This window comes from Mesorhizobium sp. CA12, assembly GCF_020165255.1.
Lineage (GTDB): Bacteria > Pseudomonadota > Alphaproteobacteria > Rhizobiales > Rhizobiaceae > Mesorhizobium.
This window is the reverse complement of record NZ_JAIUHT010000001.1, coordinates 292,443-310,012: the sequence shown is the minus strand read 5'-3', so window position 1 is coordinate 310,012 and position 17,570 is coordinate 292,443. Positions and strand designations below refer to the sequence as shown.

15 protein-coding genes are annotated in these 17,570 nt (G+C 63.6%); 6 read left to right on the top strand and 9 right to left on the bottom strand.

Annotated features, from left to right (window positions below; translation table 11 throughout):
* Window positions 1–21: 21 nt before the first annotated feature.
* The 3 genes from LB520_RS01430 to LB520_RS01420 all read left to right on the top strand — a co-directional run bounded on the left by LB520_RS01430 (window position 22) and on the right by LB520_RS01420 (window position 5,558).
* Window positions 22–2,604 (top strand): FAD-dependent oxidoreductase, encoded by a 2,583-nt coding sequence (locus tag LB520_RS01430; protein WP_224636167.1) that lies wholly within the window; start codon window positions 22–24, stop codon window positions 2,602–2,604.
* Between the two features lie 193 nt (window positions 2,605–2,797).
* Complete coding sequence (locus tag LB520_RS01425) at window positions 2,798–4,201, top strand: ArnT family glycosyltransferase (RefSeq protein WP_224636166.1); 1,404 nt, start codon at window positions 2,798–2,800, stop codon at window positions 4,199–4,201.
* 16 nt (window positions 4,202–4,217) lie between these two features.
* Window positions 4,218–5,558, top strand: coding sequence for a M24 family metallopeptidase (locus tag LB520_RS01420; protein WP_224636165.1), 1,341 nt, complete (start codon window positions 4,218–4,220; stop codon window positions 5,556–5,558).
* Here LB520_RS01420 and LB520_RS01415 read toward each other — a convergent pair.
* Window positions 5,526–6,362 (bottom strand): phosphate/phosphite/phosphonate ABC transporter substrate-binding protein, encoded by an 837-nt coding sequence (locus LB520_RS01415; RefSeq protein ID WP_224636164.1) that lies wholly within the window; start codon window positions 6,360–6,362, stop codon window positions 5,526–5,528. The two genes, LB520_RS01420 and LB520_RS01415, sit on opposite strands and share 33 nt — an antisense overlap.
* A gap of 76 nt (window positions 6,363–6,438) precedes the next feature.
* The gene (locus LB520_RS01410) at window positions 6,439–7,419 is read right to left on the bottom strand and encodes a fatty acid desaturase (protein ID WP_224636163.1); all 981 of its coding nucleotides are present in this window, start codon (window positions 7,417–7,419) and stop codon (window positions 6,439–6,441) included.
* 270 nt (window positions 7,420–7,689) lie between these two features.
* Between LB520_RS01410 and LB520_RS01405 the strand changes: the two genes are divergently transcribed.
* Complete coding sequence (locus LB520_RS01405) at window positions 7,690–8,547, top strand: helix-turn-helix domain-containing protein (protein WP_224636162.1); 858 nt, start codon at window positions 7,690–7,692, stop codon at window positions 8,545–8,547.
* A gap of 155 nt (window positions 8,548–8,702) precedes the next feature.
* Entirely contained in the window at window positions 8,703–9,725 is a 1,023-nt protein-coding gene (gene bmt, locus LB520_RS01400; RefSeq protein ID WP_224636161.1) for a betaine--homocysteine S-methyltransferase, read from the top strand.
* An 8-nt stretch (window positions 9,726–9,733) separates the two neighbouring features.
* Here the strand turns inward: bmt and LB520_RS01395 are convergent, their stop codons facing one another.
* From LB520_RS01395 to LB520_RS01370, 6 genes are all read right to left on the bottom strand, one after another.
* Window positions 9,734–10,018 (bottom strand): hypothetical protein, encoded by a 285-nt coding sequence (locus tag LB520_RS01395; RefSeq protein ID WP_224522689.1) that lies wholly within the window; start codon window positions 10,016–10,018, stop codon window positions 9,734–9,736.
* Window positions 10,019–10,157: 139 nt separating this feature from the next.
* Window positions 10,158–12,365 carry a vWA domain-containing protein gene (locus LB520_RS01390; protein ID WP_224636159.1) on the bottom strand — a complete coding sequence of 736 codons (2,208 nt, stop codon included), beginning with the start codon at window positions 12,363–12,365 and terminating at the stop codon, window positions 10,158–10,160.
* Window positions 12,366–12,367: 2 nt separating this feature from the next.
* Entirely contained in the window at window positions 12,368–12,928 is a 561-nt protein-coding gene (locus LB520_RS01385) for an RNA polymerase sigma factor (protein ID WP_224636157.1), read from the bottom strand.
* Between the two features lie 211 nt (window positions 12,929–13,139).
* Window positions 13,140–13,871 carry a dienelactone hydrolase family protein gene (locus LB520_RS01380; RefSeq protein ID WP_224636156.1) on the bottom strand — a complete coding sequence of 244 codons (732 nt, stop codon included), beginning with the start codon at window positions 13,869–13,871 and terminating at the stop codon, window positions 13,140–13,142.
* Between the two features lie 104 nt (window positions 13,872–13,975).
* Window positions 13,976–14,665 carry a 4Fe-4S dicluster domain-containing protein gene (locus tag LB520_RS01375; RefSeq protein WP_224636155.1) on the bottom strand — a complete coding sequence of 230 codons (690 nt, stop codon included), beginning with the start codon at window positions 14,663–14,665 and terminating at the stop codon, window positions 13,976–13,978.
* An 89-nt stretch (window positions 14,666–14,754) separates the two neighbouring features.
* A complete protein-coding gene (locus LB520_RS01370) occupies window positions 14,755–16,329 on the bottom strand; it encodes a trimethylamine methyltransferase family protein (RefSeq protein ID WP_224636154.1) in 1,575 nt (524 codons plus the stop codon).
* 270 nt (window positions 16,330–16,599) lie between these two features.
* Between LB520_RS01370 and LB520_RS01365 the strand changes: the two genes are divergently transcribed.
* Window positions 16,600–17,298 (top strand): corrinoid protein, encoded by a 699-nt coding sequence (locus tag LB520_RS01365; RefSeq protein WP_095764935.1) that lies wholly within the window; start codon window positions 16,600–16,602, stop codon window positions 17,296–17,298.
* Between the two features lie 84 nt (window positions 17,299–17,382).
* Here the strand turns inward: LB520_RS01365 and LB520_RS01360 are convergent, their stop codons facing one another.
* Window positions 17,383–17,517, bottom strand: coding sequence for an entericidin A/B family lipoprotein (locus LB520_RS01360; protein WP_041003961.1), 135 nt, complete (start codon window positions 17,515–17,517; stop codon window positions 17,383–17,385).
* Window positions 17,518–17,570 lie beyond the last annotated feature (53 nt).

The following is a 17,570-nucleotide window of genomic DNA, read 5'->3' as shown; positions in this document are numbered from 1 at the left end:
GCACAACACGGATCTATCTGCATGAAATCCCACGTAAAAGCGGTTGTCATCGGCGGCGGCGTCGTCGGCTGTTCGGTGCTTTATCATCTCGCCAAGGCTGGCTGGACCGACATCATGCTGATCGAGCGCTCGGAGCTGACCTCCGGCTCGTCCTGGCATGCGGCGGGCGGCTTCCATACGCTGAACGGCGACCCGAACGTCGCCAAGCTGCAGGCCTATACCGTCCAGCTCTATAAAGAGATCGAGGAACTCTCCGGCCAGTCCTGCTCGCTGCATCTGACCGGCGGCGTCATGATGGCCGATACGCCCGAGCGCATGGACTTTCTGCGGCTGGCTCACGCCAAGGGCCGTTATCTCGGCATGGATACCGAGCTGATTACGCCCTCGGAAGCCAAGGCGATGTTCCCGCTGATGGACGAGACGAACTTCGTCGGCGCCATGTGGGACCCGGTCGAAGGCCATCTCGACCCGTCCGGCACCACCATCGCCTATTCCAAGGCGGCCAAGAAGCTCGGCGCCGAGATCGTGCTGCGCAACCGCGTCGTCGACCTGACGCAGCAGCCGGACGGCACCTGGAACGTCGTCACCGAGCAGGGCACGGTCCATGCCGAGCACGTCGTCAATTGCGGCGGCCTGTGGGCGCGCGAGATCGGCCGCATGGTCGGCGTCGAGCTGCCGGTGCTGGCCATGGAGCACATGTACCTCTTGACCGAGCCGATGCCGGAGGTCGAGGAGTTCAACAAGTCGACCGGCCGCGAGATGATCGGCGTGCTCGACTTCAAGGGCGAGATCTACACCCGCCAGGAGCGCAACGGCGTCCTGCTCGGCACCTACGAGAAGGCCTGCAAGCCGTGGTCGCCGGTCAACACGCCGTGGGATTTCGGCCATGAGCTCCTACAGCCCGACATCGATCGCATCGCGCCGTCGCTGGAGATCGGCTTCAAGCATTTCCCCGGCATCGAGAAGGCCGGCATCAAGCAGATCATCAACGGTCCCTTCACTTTCGCGCTCGACGGCAATCCGCTGGTCGGCCCGGTGCAGGGCCTGACCAATTTCTGGTGCGCCTGCGCCGTCATGGCCGGGTTCAGCCAGGGCGGCGGCGTCGGCCTCGCGCTCTCCAACTGGATGGTGCATGGCGATCCGGGCTTCGACGTCTGGGGCATGGATGTCGCCCGCTTCGGCGAATGGGCGAGCTTGCGCTACACCAACGCCAAGGTGCGCGAGAACTATTCGCGCCGCTTCTCGATCCGCTTCCCGAACGAAGAACTGCCCGCAGCCCGTCCGGCGCAGACGACGCCACTCTACGACACCATGCTCGCCAACAACGCCGTCATGGGCGATTCGTGGGGCCTGGAAACGCCGCTCTGGTTCGCGCCGAAGGGCACGGAGCCGAAGGACATCGTCTCCTTCCACCGCTCCAACGATTTCGGCCCGATCGGCGAGGAAGTGCGCGCCACGCGCGACAGGGTCGGCGTCACCGAGATCGCCAACTTCGCCAAATACGAGGTGTCCGGTCCGGGCGCGGAAGATTTCCTCAACCGGCTGATGACCAACCGCATGCCGAAGGTTGGCCGTATCGTGCTGACCCCGATGGTCAACGAATTCGGCAAGCTGATCGGCGACTTTACCATCGCCAAGGCCGGCCCAAGAAATGGAGAAGACCGTTTCATGATCTGGGGCTCGTCCGCAGCGCAGAAATATCACATGCGCTGGTTCGAGAAGCACCTGCCGAAGGACGGCTCGGTGCGCATCCACCGCTTCGACCAGACGCTGGTCGGTCTCTCGATCGCCGGGCCGAAATCGCGCGACCTGCTGCAGAAGCTCGTCGATGTCGACGTCTCGACAAAGGCCTTCCGCTTCATGGATTTCCGCGAGATGGCCGTTGGCGGCGCGCCCTGCATGGTCAACCGCATCACCTACACCGGCGATCTCGGCTACGAGATCTGGATGGCGCCCGCCTACCAGCGCCTGGTCTACAAGGCGATCAAGGAAGCCGGCGCGGAATTCGGCATCGTCGACTTCGGCATGCGTGCGCTGCTCTCCATGCGCCTGGAAAAGAATTTTCCGACCTGGTTCCGCGAGTTGCGTCCGATCTACGGACCGTTCGAAGGCTCCATGGACCGCTTCATCAAGCTGGAGAAGAACGACTTCATCGGCCGCGAGGCGTCCGCCAGGGAGCATGCCGAAGGGCCGAAGCTGCGCCGGGTCTCCTTCATCGTCGACGCTGCCGATGCCGACGTGATGGGCGACGAGCCGATCTGGGCCAAGGTCGGCAAGGACTACGGCACGGTCGAGAAGCCGCATGGCTACGGCGCGCCGCGTTTCGACACATCCGGCAAGGAAGTGCGCGGCTCGAAGGCCGCCGAAGGCGCTTCGGCCGTGCGCGGCATCGTCGATGGCGACTGGCGCGTCGTTGGTTGGGTGACCTCGGGCGGCTATGCGCATTACGTGCAGAAGTCGATGGCACAGGGCTATGTGCCGGCCGCTCTTGCCGAGGACGAAAGCGCCGGCCTGTTCGAGATCGAGATTCTCGGCCACCGCCGCCCCGCCCGCATCAATGTCGAACCGCCTTTCGACCCGAGCGGCGAGAAGATGCGAACCTGAAACCCCGCGAATTGTTGGATTGCGTCGGTAGCTATGGCATGGTCCGAGCCCACTACCGGCGCATCAGCATGAGAAGACCGTCCCCTTGCGACAACTAGAGAAATGGACCGATTGGCTCTGCGATGAACGGGTCGGTCCATTCAGCGCGGCGGTTGCGTCGGTCCTCCTCTACTGCCTGACCCAGATCGTCATGATGGCCCTGCTGTCCCATGTTGCGGGCACGGGCGTCGGTGTCGACGATGCAGAGCAATTGACGGAAATGCGGTTCCTGGCCGCCGGCTACGGCAGCTCGCAGCCGCCTCTATACACCTGGCTGGCGACGCTTGCGGCCTCGCTGGTCGGAACCAGCGTTCTTGCCCTCAAGATCGTCAAATACGGCCTGCTGGCCGCGGGGCTGGTCGCCTATTTCACCGCCATACGCCGCCTCGGCTACTCGAACCGCACCGCGGCGGCCGGCATGTTCGGATTGCTGCTGTTTCCTCAGATCTTCTGGGAGATGCAGCACGCCCTCACCCACTCGGTCGCCATATTCTGTTTCACCTCGGTGCTGCTTCTGGCGCTGGTCGAGGTGGAGAAGCGGCGATCGGCCGTTGCCTATGCGTTTTTCGGCCTGGCGACGGCGGCCGCGATGCTGTCGAAATACAACATCGTCATCTTCCTTGCCGCCCTGTTCCTGGCATCTCTCTCGGTTCGCGAAACGCGTGAGGCGATCTTCGACCGCCGTTTCGCAATCAGCGTGGCGGTGGCGGTCCTTGCCTGCCTGCCGACGCTTTATTGGAGCCTGACACATCTGGAAGACCTGCTCGCGCACCAAGGGGGCCTGGGCGTCGCCGAAGGCGGCAGCGTTGCGAAAACGGCGCTTCTCGGCATCCGCAGACTGGTCAACGCGATCGTCAATTTCGCTGGACTGCCGGTCGTGATTTTTGCCGTCGCCTACGTCCTGGCGACAAGAAAACGGACGGATCCGCCTCAGCCGGTACGGTGGCCGGAAAAGCTGTTGTGGCGGGCGATCGTACTTGGTTTTGTGGTCATGGTCACAGTCGTCTTGGCGGCCGGAATCACCCAGTTTCGCGACCGCTGGATGCTACCGATCTTCATCCTCTTGCCCGCGGCGCTCGCCATGCGCTTCGACGCCATGGGCCAGAAAGGCCGAAAGACGCAAGCCACCATTGTCTTCGTCGGCGCTCTCCTTGCCATATTGGTGCTGCCGCTGAGCTGGTATATGCATCTGCACGGCGGCGACAGCCGCGGCAGCATCGTGCGCATGGATTACCGCTCGCTTTACGACCAGATCAACACCGACGGACCGGTCAAGACCGTGGTCTCGAGCTGGTTCTGGGTCGGCAATCTGCGCCTGGTCGATGCCGACCTCATCGCGCTCGATGACGAGACGCCGGACTTCGCCAGGTCGATCCGCGAGCCGGCGGTGCTCGTGCTTACCGATGACAGGGAATCGTCCTCTGAGGTTTTCGAAGAGTTGGCGAAGGCCGGCTACATGATGGACACCATCCACCGCACGATTGAAGTGCCGCAGGCACTCGGCTTTCCGGCCCGCAAGGTCACGATTACCAGACTGCACAAGAAGCCCGCGCAGTAAGCTTCAGGTGGGACGAATGGACAAGCTAGGCTTCGGCCGCCATCGCAAGATCATGCCCTTCGAGCCAAGCTCGGTCGAAGCGCTGCGCGAGGCCTCGCGCGAAAAGGCGGCCTCCCTCAACCAGCATCTGCTGGGCTATGGCGCGACTGCCGAAGCCGAGTGGGCGACGGCGGGCATCGCCGCGCCCGACTTGGCCGAAATGCGCAGATACCGGCTGGACCGCATCCGCGCCGAGCTGAAGCGCCGCGACTATGCCGGCGCCCTGCTCTACGACCCGGTCAACATCCGCTACGCGACGGATTCGACCAACATGCAGCTCTGGGTCGCGCACAATTCGACACGCCACTGTTTTGTCGCCGCGGAAGGGCCGGTGGTGCTGTTCGACTATTTCTCCTGCGAGCACCTGTCCGATCATTCGGGTGTCGTCGACGAGGTGCGTCCCGCCGTGTCGTGGATATATCTCTACAGCGGCGAGCTCACCGAGCAGAAAGTCCGGCGCTGGGGTGCCGGTATCGCCGAGCTCGTTGCCGAGCATGGCGGCGGCAACCGCCGCATTGCCGTCGACCGCATCAACCCGGAAGGCGTTGAGGAACTCGCCCGCCGCGGCATCGCGATAGGCAATGGCGAGGCGGTGATGGAGAGTGCACGCCTCATCAAATCGCCGGACGAGATCCTCGCTATGCGCCGCGCCATCGTCGCCTGCGAGGCAGCGATTGACGAGATGGAGACAGCGCTGAAGCCCGGCATCTCCGAGAACGAGCTCTGGGCGGAACTGCATCGCGGCAACATCGCGCGCGGCGGCGAATGGATCGAAACGCGTCTTTTGTCATCGGGACCGCGCACCAATCCCTGGTTCCAGGAATGCTCCTCGCGCGTCATCGAGGATGGCGACCTCGTCGCCTTCGACACGGACCTGATCGGTCCCTACGGGTTCTGCGCCGATCTTTCGCGCACATGGCTTTGCGGCGACGGAAAGCCGTCGAACGAGCAGCACAACCTCTTCCGCATCGCCGCCGGTCAGATCGCTCATAACACCGAACTGATGCGGCCGGGCATCTCCTTTCGCGATCTCGTCGAGCGCTCGGCGGTGCCGCCGGACGACTGCTATCCGACGCGCTACGGCGTGCTCTATCATGGGGTCGGCCTTGCGGACGAATATCCGACGCTGCCGCATGCCGGCGACTGGACCGACGACACGCCGGACGGCGTGCTCGAACCCGGCATGGTGCTTTGCGTCGAAAGCTATATCGGCAGGCTTGGCGGGCACGAAGGCGTCAAGATCGAGGAACAGATCCTGATCACCGAAACCGGCAATGAGAAGCTTTCAGCCTATCCGCTGGACGAGCGGCTGCTCTGATCCGCCTTCGACAGCCGCGACTGCATCGCGCATCGCGGCAACGATCTTTTCCGGCGTCGTTCGGGCGGTGATATAGGGCAGGCCCTTGCGCCGAGCCGTCCAGCCGACCACCTTCACGCCTCTCGCCGCCGCCTCGAAACGTTGCGCCAGCGCCCAGCTTTCGCAGTCGATGGCCGCAACATCGGCCCTGCCTTCCGCGATCGCCACGATCGATGACCGGTGGCCGCCGCTTTCGCCGCGCGAGGCGAAGATGTCCAGGCTTTCGCCCATCGCCTCCAGGTCGCGCTGCAGGCCGATCAGCCCGGACATCGAATCCGGATTGTTGAAGATGAAGCGCTTGCCGCGTAGAAGATCGATCGGGATGAGGGCCTTGCCGTCCGCGGGCGAGGCAATCCCCGGTCCGCCATCCGCCGTTATCACCAGCGCGCTGGAATAGAGCTCTCCCTGCCCGCCCTCGAACGCATCGTAGCTCGGCTGCGCAATCACCTGCACATGCCGCGCAAGACCGAGTTCCATCGGCCCCCAGCAGGTTTGCCCGAAGAGCAGCGCCGGGCTCAGCCAGAGCTGGTGAAAGTCCAATTCTTCCGGGGGCAGCGTCGCCGGGTCGGGTGCGATCGGCTTGCCGGCGCCGTCGAGTATCCCGCCTGGAACCCCTGGCAACTCGCGATTGCTGCGCACGACCGCCTCCGGCGCATCGACGCCCCTTTGCCGGAAAGCGTCGCGGAGCCGCGCCCATTGCGCGTCGACTTGGCCACGCGCTTCGGACCAATCATACATAGGCAGGGCCGCAACGAACTTGCTCATGTCGAATAGCTTTCAAAGGCAAGCGGCCTTCGGCGCCTGCGTTCCGCCGCGGAAAAAGCGTAGCGGAAAGTCGAAATTACTCCTTCGGCGGCTCGGCGGGAACCGGCGCCGTGCCAAGTCCGCTGACATTGCGCGCCCTGACGCGCGGCTTGAAGGCGCGGCCCGGTTCCGGCGTGCGCCGCAGCACCGGATGGACGATCGGCTCTTTGGCCCTGAAGGCATGGGCTTTCAGCATCGCAAAATAGTTCGGATAGGCATAACCGTTGTTCATCCGCAGCCATTCCTCGCGGCGCTCGCGAAAGAGCTTCGGCAGCCGGTACCAGGCAATGGTCGGGCTCTTGTGATGAACGAAATGCAGATTGTTGTTCAGGAACAGGAAGGAGAGCGGCGAGCGCTCGACGATTACCGTTCGCCCCTCCGGATGCTCCGACCACTGGTGCTCGGCATAGGTGCGGATCGAGATCAGCGACTGGCCGAGCCACACCGGCACCAGGATATAGAGCCACAGCGGGATGCCGAAACCGAACGTGACGATCGGCGCGACAATTGCGAGACCGATGGCATGCAGCAGCCAGGCCTTGCGGATCGCTTTGTCGCCGGCAAGGATCTGCTTGGCATCGTCGATGAAGAAACCGACCGAGGACAACCACGGACCGAGGACGAGGCGGCCAACCATGGTGTTGTTGATCTTGAGCAGAAGCTTCATTGTCGGCGGCAGGCCCTCATGCATCCAGAGCGCCTGATAGTAGCTCTCCGGATCGTCGAGCGGATCGGTCAGGCGCTCGTCTGCATGATGGCGAAGGTGGATGGTCTTGAAGCGGCGGAATGGCCAGACCATGCCGATGGGCAGGAAGACGAAGGCTTCATTGATCCTGGCGTTGCGGGTCGGATGACCGTGCAGCACTTCGTGCATGATCGACGACTGCAGAGCCAGGATAAAGGGCAGGACGGCAAGCGCCAGAAGCGGATGGGATGGCCAGACAAGGAAACCGGTGGCGAGCCATGCGCCGTAGCAGAAGAGTGTGAGAAAGACTGTCGGCCATTCGACAGCCGGCATGCTGCTACGTCTCTTTTTCGTGCCGGTATTCACGCTTGCCATGCTCTCGACCACTGCCCCCCAGTCGCCGGAACCAACTCGATTCCTGACAACATTGTGTCAGGAGCCTGCCGTGACATCAATGCGACAATGCGCACAAACCGTTGCGAATGCGCATTTTTGGCGGCATATGTTACACATTGTAAACAGACATCGGGATTCATTTCCGCCTGAGCCACGTTCAGAACGGCTCCGGCGCAAATTTTTCCTCTCCGACACGGGAGCAGCGTGATGGACAAGCGCGATCTGTCGACGACCTTTCGGGAGCGCCTGAAATTGCTCTTGACACGGTCCGACCTGAACCAGTCGGCCTTCGCGACGGCGGTCGGCATCGACCGTTCGGCGCTGTCGCAGCTCCTCTCCGGCGCCTCGACCCGCCTGCCGCGCGCCGAGACCCTCCTCAACATCGCCGCCGAGTTCAAGGTATCGCTCGACTGGCTGCTAGGCCTGAGCCAGGACGAAGGTGTCACCGGCGAAATCAGAGAAAGCCTGGAGATCGAGGAGGCGCCCGACGGCTTCGACCGCACGCTTTTGGCCAAATGGCATGCCGAGGCGGCCGGCACCAAGATCCGTTATGTGCCCGCCGGCATTCCCGACCTTCTGCGGACTGAGGCGCTGGTCGAATACGAAGCCGGCATTGCCAACAAGAGCCGTGAGGCGCAGGCAGGCGAAACGCAATATCGCATCGACTACAACCGTCGGCCGGAGACCGACATGGAGGTCTGCATGCCACGCCACACGCTGGAGATCTTCGCGCGCGGCCTCGGTGTCTGGGATCGTTTCCCCGAGGCCGAACGGCGCAAGCAATTGCTGCACATGGCGGCGCTGCTTGACGACCTTTATCCGACCTTTCGCCTGTTCCTCTATGACGGCCGCATTCGCTATTCGATCCCCTATACGATCTTTGGCCCCTATCGCGCCGCGATCTATGTCGGCGACATGTATCTCGTGTTGAGCGCCACTCAGCCGATCCGCACGCTCACCAGCCATTTCGACAACCTGATCCGGGCCGCCGACATCAACGCGCACGAGGCCGCGAGCTTTGCGCAAAAGCTGGCCGCAATGTCCTTCCCATCAGGCTCTGCCTGATCGCGCGCATCGATATCATCTTGGCTGCCCCTGATCGTTCCAGCGAAACCCGTGGCCTTTCGCGGCCGCAAATTCGTTGACTGGACATAAAGACTTCTTTATATCGTTATTTGAATTTGAACGCGAAAGCCATTCCAGGCAGGAAATCCAGGGCCATGACCGCGACCAACCCTATTGACGCACTGCTTGCCGAGAAAGGCGTGCTTTTGGCCGATGGCGCTACCGGCACCAATCTGTTCGCGATGGGTCTGGAGGCCGGGGAAGCGCCTGAGCTGCTCAATGAGGCGGCGCCCGAGACCATCGCCAGCCTGCACCAGAACTTTGTCGACGCCGGCGCCGATATCATTCTCACCAACTCCTTCGGCGGCACCCGCCACAGGCTGAAGCTGCATCATGCGCAGGATCGCGTCCACGAGCTGAACAAGCGCGCCGCCGAGATTGCCCGCTCTGTCGCCGACAAGGCCGGCCGCAAGGTGATCGTCGCCGGCTCCGTCGGCCCGACCGGCGAATTGCTGGTGCCGCTCGGCGCCATGACCTATGACGAGGCGGTCGAGGCCTTCGCCGAACAGATCGAGGGCTTGAAGGCCGGCGGCGCCGAAGTCGCCTGGATCGAGACCATGTCGGCGCCGGACGAGATCCGCGCCGCGGCTGAGGCCGCCATCCGGGTCGGCCTGCCCTATACCTACACCGGTTCCTTCGACACGGCCGGCCGCACCATGATGGGCCTGCTGCCGAAGGATATCCACGCCGTCGCCGATGGCCTGTCGCAGGCCCCTCTCGGTGTCGGCGCCAATTGCGGCGTCGGCGCTTCCGATATCCTGGCGTCGCTGCTCGACATGACCGAGGCGAAGCCCGATGCGACCGTGATCGTCAAGGGCAATTGCGGCATTCCGGAGTTCCGCGGCACGGAGATCCATTATTCCGGCACGCCGGAGCTGATGTCCGATTATGTGCGGCTGGCGGTCGATGCCGGCGCCAAGATTGTCGGCGGCTGCTGCGGCACCTCGTTCGCGCACCTTGCTGCCATGCGCAAGGCGCTGGACGCGCACACCAAGTCGACCCGCCCGACCGTCGAGACGATCGTCGAGCGCATCGGCCCGATGCGCAACAAGGCGGCGACGGCAAACACCGCCGAGACCAGCGAAGCCCGCCGCGAGCGCCGGCGCAGCCGCGCCTGATACGTTTTCTACTTGCTGTTTTCAGCGTAGCGCGACAGCGCAGTATTGAGATCGGTGCCGGCACTGCCCTGGTTGTCGGCGCCCATCGTCATCAGGGCGCCCGATGCGCCGGGGTCGCTGATCTGCTCAAGCATCGAGCGAAAACGGTCGTTGTTGAGGGCCGAAAGCGCTGTGTTGCGCGCCGCGTCGACATCGTTCCTGATTCGCGCGGCTTCCGCTGAAGCAGCGGACGGTCCGCGCACCGGGGCATTGGCCGCCGTCGAGTTCACGTTCCCCATTGTCGTGATATGCACTGCTGATCCCTCAAACCCTTGTCAGCACCGACTAACAGAAGCTCGTTGCGGCAAGGTTCCGGAAAACCCGTGCAATTTAATGATCGAAAAAAGGCCGGCAGGATCTGTCCCGCCGGCCTTTCCTTCAATCCGCAATGGCCTACTTGTTGCCGTCCAGCGATGAGGCCAGCCGCACCAGCGACAGGAACTCCGCCCGATAGCCGAATGGATCGGCGCCGCGCGCGGCATTGGCGATCTCTGCGATGCGGTCATAGCTGAAATTCGCGGTCTGATCCTCGTCGCGCAGCTTCTGCCCGAAGGCCGCGACGGCAACCGAAAAACGTTGGTCGGCGCCGGCCGCATCGAAGGACGAGACCTCATTGGCGGCGGTCACCGGTGTGGTGATGAGTTTCGAGACGTTCTCGTCCGGCAGCTTGTAGCGGATCTTGACGAAGGCATATTCGCCCGCATTGGCGACGCCGCCATTGTCGACCTTGGCCTGGCCGTAGCGCAGCGGATCGACCTGCTCGCCGCCGCTGCCTTTAGGCGTGATCTCATAGACCGCGGTCACCGAATGGCCCGAGCCGATATCGCCAGCATCGACGCGGTCATTGTTGAAATCCTCGCGCTTCAGGGCGCGGGTCTCATAACCGACGAGACGGTATTCGGAGACCGTGGTTGGGTTGAACTCGACCTGAATCTTGACGTCCTTGGCGATGGTGAACAGCGTCGAGGAGGCATCCTCGACCAGCACCTTCTCGGCTTCGGCCAGCGTGTCGATATAGGCCGCCGTGCCGTTGCCATTCTGCGCGATGGTCTGCATCATCTGGTCGTTCAGATTGCCGCGGCCGAAGCCGAACACCGAGAGGAACACGCCCGTCTTGCGCTCCTTCTCGATCAGCCGCTTGAGGTCGTCGTCATCGGTCTGGCCGACATTGAAGTCGCCGTCGGTGGCAAGCATCACACGGTTGACGCCGTCCTTGACGAAGGATTGCTGCGCAAGCTTGTAGGCCTCGCGGATGCCTTCTTCGCCGGCCGTCGAGCCGCCGGGCGCCAGATTGTTGATTGCCGCAAGGATCTTCTGCTTTTCCGCCCCCTTGGTCGGCATCAGCACCGTGCCGGCATTGCCGGCATAGGTGACGATCGAGACGGTGTCGTCTGGCTTCAGCTTGCTCACCAACAAGCGGAAGGCGGATTTCAGCAGCGGCAGCTTGTCGGGCTCGTCCATCGAGCCCGAGACGTCGATCAGGAAGACCAGATTGGCCTTCGGCTGCTCAGCCGGCTTAACGTCGAAACCCTTGATCGCGACATGCATGAGCTTGGTATGCTCGTTCCACGGCGTCGGCATGACGGTGACGGTCGAGTTGAACGGCGTCTTGGTCGAATCCGGTCCCTTCCAGTCATAGGGGAAGTAGTTGATCATCTCCTCGACGCGGACCGTGTCCGGTTCGGGCAGACTGCCTTCCTTCAGCGAGCGACGCACGAAAGAATAGGAGGCGGTATCGACGTCGATCGAGAAAGTCGAGACCGGATCCTGGGCTGTTTCATGCACCGGATTGGTTTTGAAATTCTCGACGCGATCGCGGTTTTCCTCCTGCGGCTGCAGTTGGTCGACCGGCATGGGCGCGGGCTGCACCATCAGCTTGGAATCGGCGACGGCGGGCGGAGACGCCGGAATGGCGGGCGGAGACGCCGGAATGGCGGCCGCGCCGCCTGCCGGCGCCTTGTCGGCCCGCTCAGCCTCATCGACGCTAGGCGGTGTCATCGACATGATCACTCTGTTTGACGACCCGTCCTTGCCGCCGGCCGCGAGCTGGCCGCTCCCCGCCGGCGCAGGCTGCAGAGCGCGCTTGCTCTCCGGCGCTGCCTCCTGCTTGAGCAGGCCGTCGACCTCTGTCGCCGGCTTCGGCGCCGCCACTTGTGAATTGGCCCGAGTCTCGGCGTCGGCGTCTGTCTTCTTCTCCTTGGCCGGCGCCGCTGCCAGCGGCTCGTTGATCGCGGGCTGTTCCGGCGCAGGCTTCTGCGCCGTCGGTTTGTCGGCCAAGGTCTCGGTGACCGTGCCGTTGCCGCCCAAGACGGGCGGCTGGTCCTTCAGCATTTCGAAAGCGGCATAGCCGGCGATAGGCAGCGCGACCAGCGCAGTGATGGCCGGCGTGGCGATGAGTTTCCGTTGCATGATGTCTCTCCAGAGCATTCTTGCTCGCTCCGTGAGACGAAGGCCTGCGGACGTTCCTTGGCGAACAGGCGAGATTTTTTCGTCGAGGTCGAAGGCCTGCATCGCGGCGGCGAACGCGCGCGCCTTGGCCTCGCCATCCGGCGCCGGTACCGCGATGTCGCGCAGCCTTTCGAGTTCGTTGTCGTCGACCATGGTCACACTTCCCCGGCTGAGCGCATCAGCAGCTTCAACCGTTTCTTCGCTTCATGGATGTGCCAGGACACCGTCGTCTCCGAGATCGCCATCACCTCGGCGGCCGCCGCGTGGTTGAGACCTTCGCCATAGACCAGCAGCACCGCGTCGCGTTGCTTGTCGGGCAGCATCCGCACCGCCGCCCACAGCGCCTCGGCCGGATCGTCGACCTCCGCCGACGCTTCGCCCGCGATCAGCGCATAGGCGCCGTAGGCATCGGTCTTGGCAGTGTCGCGGGCGCGCTTGCGCATCATGTCGCGCGAAGCGTTCAGCGTCATGGCATAGAGCCATGTCGTAAAGGCGCCGCTGCCCTGATAGTCGCGGATCGCGCGGCCGAGACGCACGCAGACGTCCTGGGCGATGTCCTCGGCGTCGGCTTTGCGGCCGCACCAGCGATAGGCGGCGCGATAGACGAAGCCGTAGTGCCTTTCGAGCAATCTGCCGAAAGCACCCCTGTCTCCGCCCCTCGCCCGCCCGATTAGTTCGGCATCGGAGGCTTCGCCGTCGTCCAGCATCATCGCCATCATTTGCCTGTTGGACGAAGGCTAATGGCCAATCCTTGGGGCGATGGAAAGATTTTTTTGAGAAGGCAATTAGGCGCGATGGACGAGGTGTGTCGAGATTCGGGTCAGGCCGAGCCGAAAATGGTGGTTTCCGAGAACCGGAGCGGAGCGTACTTAAAGTACGTGAGCACCGGAAGCGCAGGAAGCCGCCTCACCCGAATATCGGCACACCTTATCCCAGCGTCTCTTTGAAGAACGTCGTCAGCCGCTTCCAATGCCTCTCGGCGCCCGCCTCGTCATAGACGCTGTGGTCCTTGACGCACCAGCCGTGGTCGACGCCGACATAGTTTTCGATGACGTGGTCAACCTCTGCCACCCTGAGCGCCTCTGCCAGCCGCCCCGACTGCTCCGGCGGGAAGCTGCGGTCGACGCCGGCGACGCCGACATAGACGCGCGCCTTGATCGAGGCCGCCTTGCGGTGCGGGCTGTCGGCCGCGTCGCTGGCGAGATTGCCGCCATGGAAGCTCGCCGCGGCAACGATCCGGTCCGGATAGCTCGCCGCCGCGTTCAGCGCCCGCGCGCCGCCCATGCAGTAGCCGACGACGCCAGTCGGTCCGGCGATCCCCTCGGCGGCCAGAGCATCGAGGAAGGCGCTGCCGTCGCGGATGGTCATGCCCTGCGTCGTGCCGCCGCTGAGCATCAACAGCAGGGCCTTGGTCTTTTCCTCGGCAAAGGCGGTTTTGGGATCGAACGGGCCATATGGCGCATAGCGGTAGAAGAGATCGGGCACCAGCACGGCATAGCCATGCTCCGCGAGGCGCTCGGCCATCTGGTCGAGCGCCGGGCGCGGACCGAAAATATCCATATAGAGTATGACGCCAGCCTTGGCCGGCGCGGCTGGACGAAACAGCCGTGCCTTCGCCGTGCCGTCCAGGGTCTTGATCTTGATGTCCTGCCTCGTCATTGCGCGCTCCGCCGGTTGCCAGGCGATAGATATCCGCACCGCCCGGCAGGGCAAGCCGCAACCTCTCGATCGCGGTCAAGTTTCCGTGCGGTTCGGAAGAATGCCTACAGTCCGGCGAACGCCGCCATATGGAAAGCCTGGACATCGGCCGGATAGCGATACTCAGCGCCGTAAGGACAGGCGTTGCGGTCGAGGCAGCCGCCGGCGCGGCAGGGCGCACCATCCGCGCCACGCACATGCACCAGGCACGCCTCGTGCGCAAAGCCAGCCACCGAATATGCGCCGACCGGACAGGATTTCAGGCAGGGTTTTTCGACGCATGCGTCGCAAAGATGATTCATCTCATGAGCTTCTGGAAGAGAAATCTCGTCCTCGAACAGCAATGCGCCGCGATAGGCATGCCAAAGTCCATAGGTCGGATGCATGAGGATGCCGAGCGGCGAAGGCTTCAGCCCCTCCGCCCGCATCGCCCATTGCTGGAACGGCAGATAGGGCCGGTCCGAAGGCGACACCGCGCGGGCGCCGAATTCTTTCGCCACCGCGCCGATCACCTCCCGCGACCAGCTGTCGAGCGGATCGGCGATATCTCTCGCCTGTCGTTCCCGCCAGCGCGGGAAATGCGGCCAGGGCGCCGCGCCCGCCTGTCCGACAAGCAGCACGGATTTGGCCGGCGCGCCGGAAGGCCCGGCTGGCGCCACCTCATCGTCACCGAAGCTGAAACCGCCGCGGAGAATCAGGCCGTTGGCCGCGAGTGCGGCCGCAATCTCCTCGACCGTGCCGCGGAAAAAAGTCATCCCTTCCGGTCCGGGTCGGAGAACGCGCTCCTCCAGACTTCCTTGTGGATGATGTCGGCCACTTTAGCCCGGCCTGACTCGGGCTCCTTTCACGTGAAGGCGTCGGCCATCGAGCCCTTCTTCCTGGCGATGAAGTCCTTCAGCGCCTCGTCGATGGCCGGATCGAGATGCGGCGCCTCGTAGCTTTCCAGCCAGCGGCGAGCGAGCTCGTTGGCGCGCTGCGGGGCGGTCTTCTCGCCTTCGGCCAGCCACTGCTCGTAGGAATTGTTGTCGGCGATGCTGGAACGGTAGAAGGCCGTCTGGAAATTCGCCTGCGTGTGGTCGCAGCCGAGATAGTGGCTGCCCGGACCGACCTGGCGGATGGCGTCCATCGCCTGGCCGTTTTCCGACAGGTCGACGCCTTCGGCAAACTTCTGCTGCATGCCGAGCTGGTCGATATCCATCATGAATTTTTCGTAGCAGGAGGCGAGACCGCCCTCGAGCCAGCCAGCCGAATGCAGCACGAAATTGGTGCCGGCAAGGATCGTCGAGTTGAGCGTGTTGGCGCTCTCATAGGCTGCCTGCGCGTCCGGGACCTTCGAGGCGCAGAGCGAGCCGCCGGTGCGGAACGGCAGGCCGAGCCGGCGCGCGAGCTGCGCGGCGCCGTAGGAAACCAGCGACGGCTCCGGCGTGCCGAAGGTCGGCGCGCCGGACTGCATCGAGATCGACGAGGCGAAAGTGCCGAACAGCACCGGCGCGCCAGGCCTGATCAGCTGGGTGAACGAAGCGCCGGCGAGCACTTCGGCCAGCACCTGCGTCAGCGTGCCGGCGACGGTTACCGGACTCATCGCGCCGGCCAGGATGAACGGCGTGACGATGCAGGCCTGGTTATGGCGCGAATAGACTTTCAGCGCGCCTAGCATGGTCTCGTCGAACACCATCGGCGAGTTGGCGTTGATCAGGCTGGTCAGCACCGTGTTGTTCTCGACGAAGTCGTCGCCGAACACGAGCTTGGCCATCGCCACCGTGTCCTCGGCCCGTTCCGGAGCCGTCACCGAGCCCATGAACGGTTTATCCGAATACCGGATATGCGAGTAGATCATGTCGAGGTGGCGCTTGTTGACCGGCACGTCCACCGGCTCGCACACCGTGCCGCCCGAATGGTGGATCGACGGCGCCATATAGGCGAGCTTCACGAAATTCTGGAAATCCTCGATCGTCGCGTAGCGGCGGTTGCCGTCGAGGTCGCGCACGAAGGGCGGGCCGTAGACCGGCGCGAATACGGTCGCGTTGCCGCCGATCTGCACCGAGCGCTCCGGGTTGCGCGCATGCTGGGTGTAGATCGAAGGCGCGGTCTTCAACAGCGAGCGGCAAAGACCTTTCGGAAAATGCACGCGCTCGCCCTTGACGTCGGCGCCCGCTTCCTTCCAAAGCGCCAGCGCCTCGGCGTCGTCGCGGAAAATGATGCCGATTTCTTCCAGCACAGTCTCGGTATTCTTCTCGATCAGCGCCAGGCCTTCCTCGTTGAGGACCTCGTAGACGTTGATCTTGCGCTTGATATAGGTGAGCTGTGTGCCCGGACCGCCGCCCGAGCGCGCCGCGCGCCGGGCCGCCGCGCCGCCGCTGGCACCGCGCCCACGCCGTGCGTTTGACGCTTCCTGGTCGACTGCCGCGTTCTCGCTCATGATCGTGCTTCCTATAAAACCTGGTCTGGATTAGCTCGCGGCCCGTAACCGCCGCTTCTCGCCGGATCGTAACCATGCACCCTATTGGAAACGGCCCGCCAGCGCCAACGCCTGTCGCAAAATCGACAAGAAAAGCGCCAACTTTCCAGTCGCTTTCCTTTTGCGGGAAGTCGCAAATCAGCTATGGCTAGCTTGCCCTCGCGGGTTAGGTATTGGCGCATTGATTTTTAGGCTGCCGCAGTCATTCCGAGCAGCAAGGAGCCCGAGAAAATGTCCGACGACGAGATCATCCTTTCCGAGCTTTCCGACGACGAGCTCGTGCAGCAGATGCACGACGACCTGTATGACGGCCTGAAGGAAGAGATCGAGGAAGGCACCAACATCCTTCTCGAGCGCGGCTGGGCGCCTTACAAGGTGCTGACCGAGGCGCTGGTCGAAGGCATGCGCATCGTCGGCGAGGATTTTCGCGACGGCATCCTGTTCGTGCCGGAAGTGCTGCTCTCCGCCAACGCGATGAAGGCCGGCATGGCCATCCTGCGCCCCTTGCTCGCCGCCACCGGCGCGCCGAAGCAGGGCAAGATGGTGATCGGCACCGTCAAGGGCGACATCCACGACATCGGCAAGAACCTGGTCGGCATGATGATGGAAGGCGCCGGCTTCGACGTCATCGACCTCGGCATCAACAACGCCGTCGAGAAATACCTGGACGCCATCGAGCAGCACCAGCCCGACATCATCGGCATGTCGGCGCTGCTCACCACCACCATGCCCTATATGAAGGTCGTGATCGACACGATGAAGGAAAAGGGCATCCGCGACGACTATGTCGTGCTGGTCGGCGGCGCGCCGCTCAACGAGGAATTCGGCAAGGCCGTCGGCGCCGACGCCTATTGCCGCGATGCTGCGGTGGCGGTCGAGACCGCCAAGGACTTCATGAAGCGCAAGCACAACGTTCGCGCTTCCGCCTGACCCAAGGCATCAGGATGGATCGACAAGAAAAGCCGCGCCTTGCAGCGCGGCTTTTTTGTACCAGATGATAGGCGAGGCTGCCGATCAGTTGACGGTGTCTTTGACCGCCCTTGCCGTCGATTTGACGTCCTTGCCGACGCCCCGGATGGTGTTGGCGCAGGCCGTGAGTGCAAGCGCGCAGGCCAGGATGGCGATCGGCGCGATGCGTAACAGTTTCATGGACGGTGTCTCCCTCGACAGATATTAAGCCCCGCAGCGAAAGCCGGCCCGAC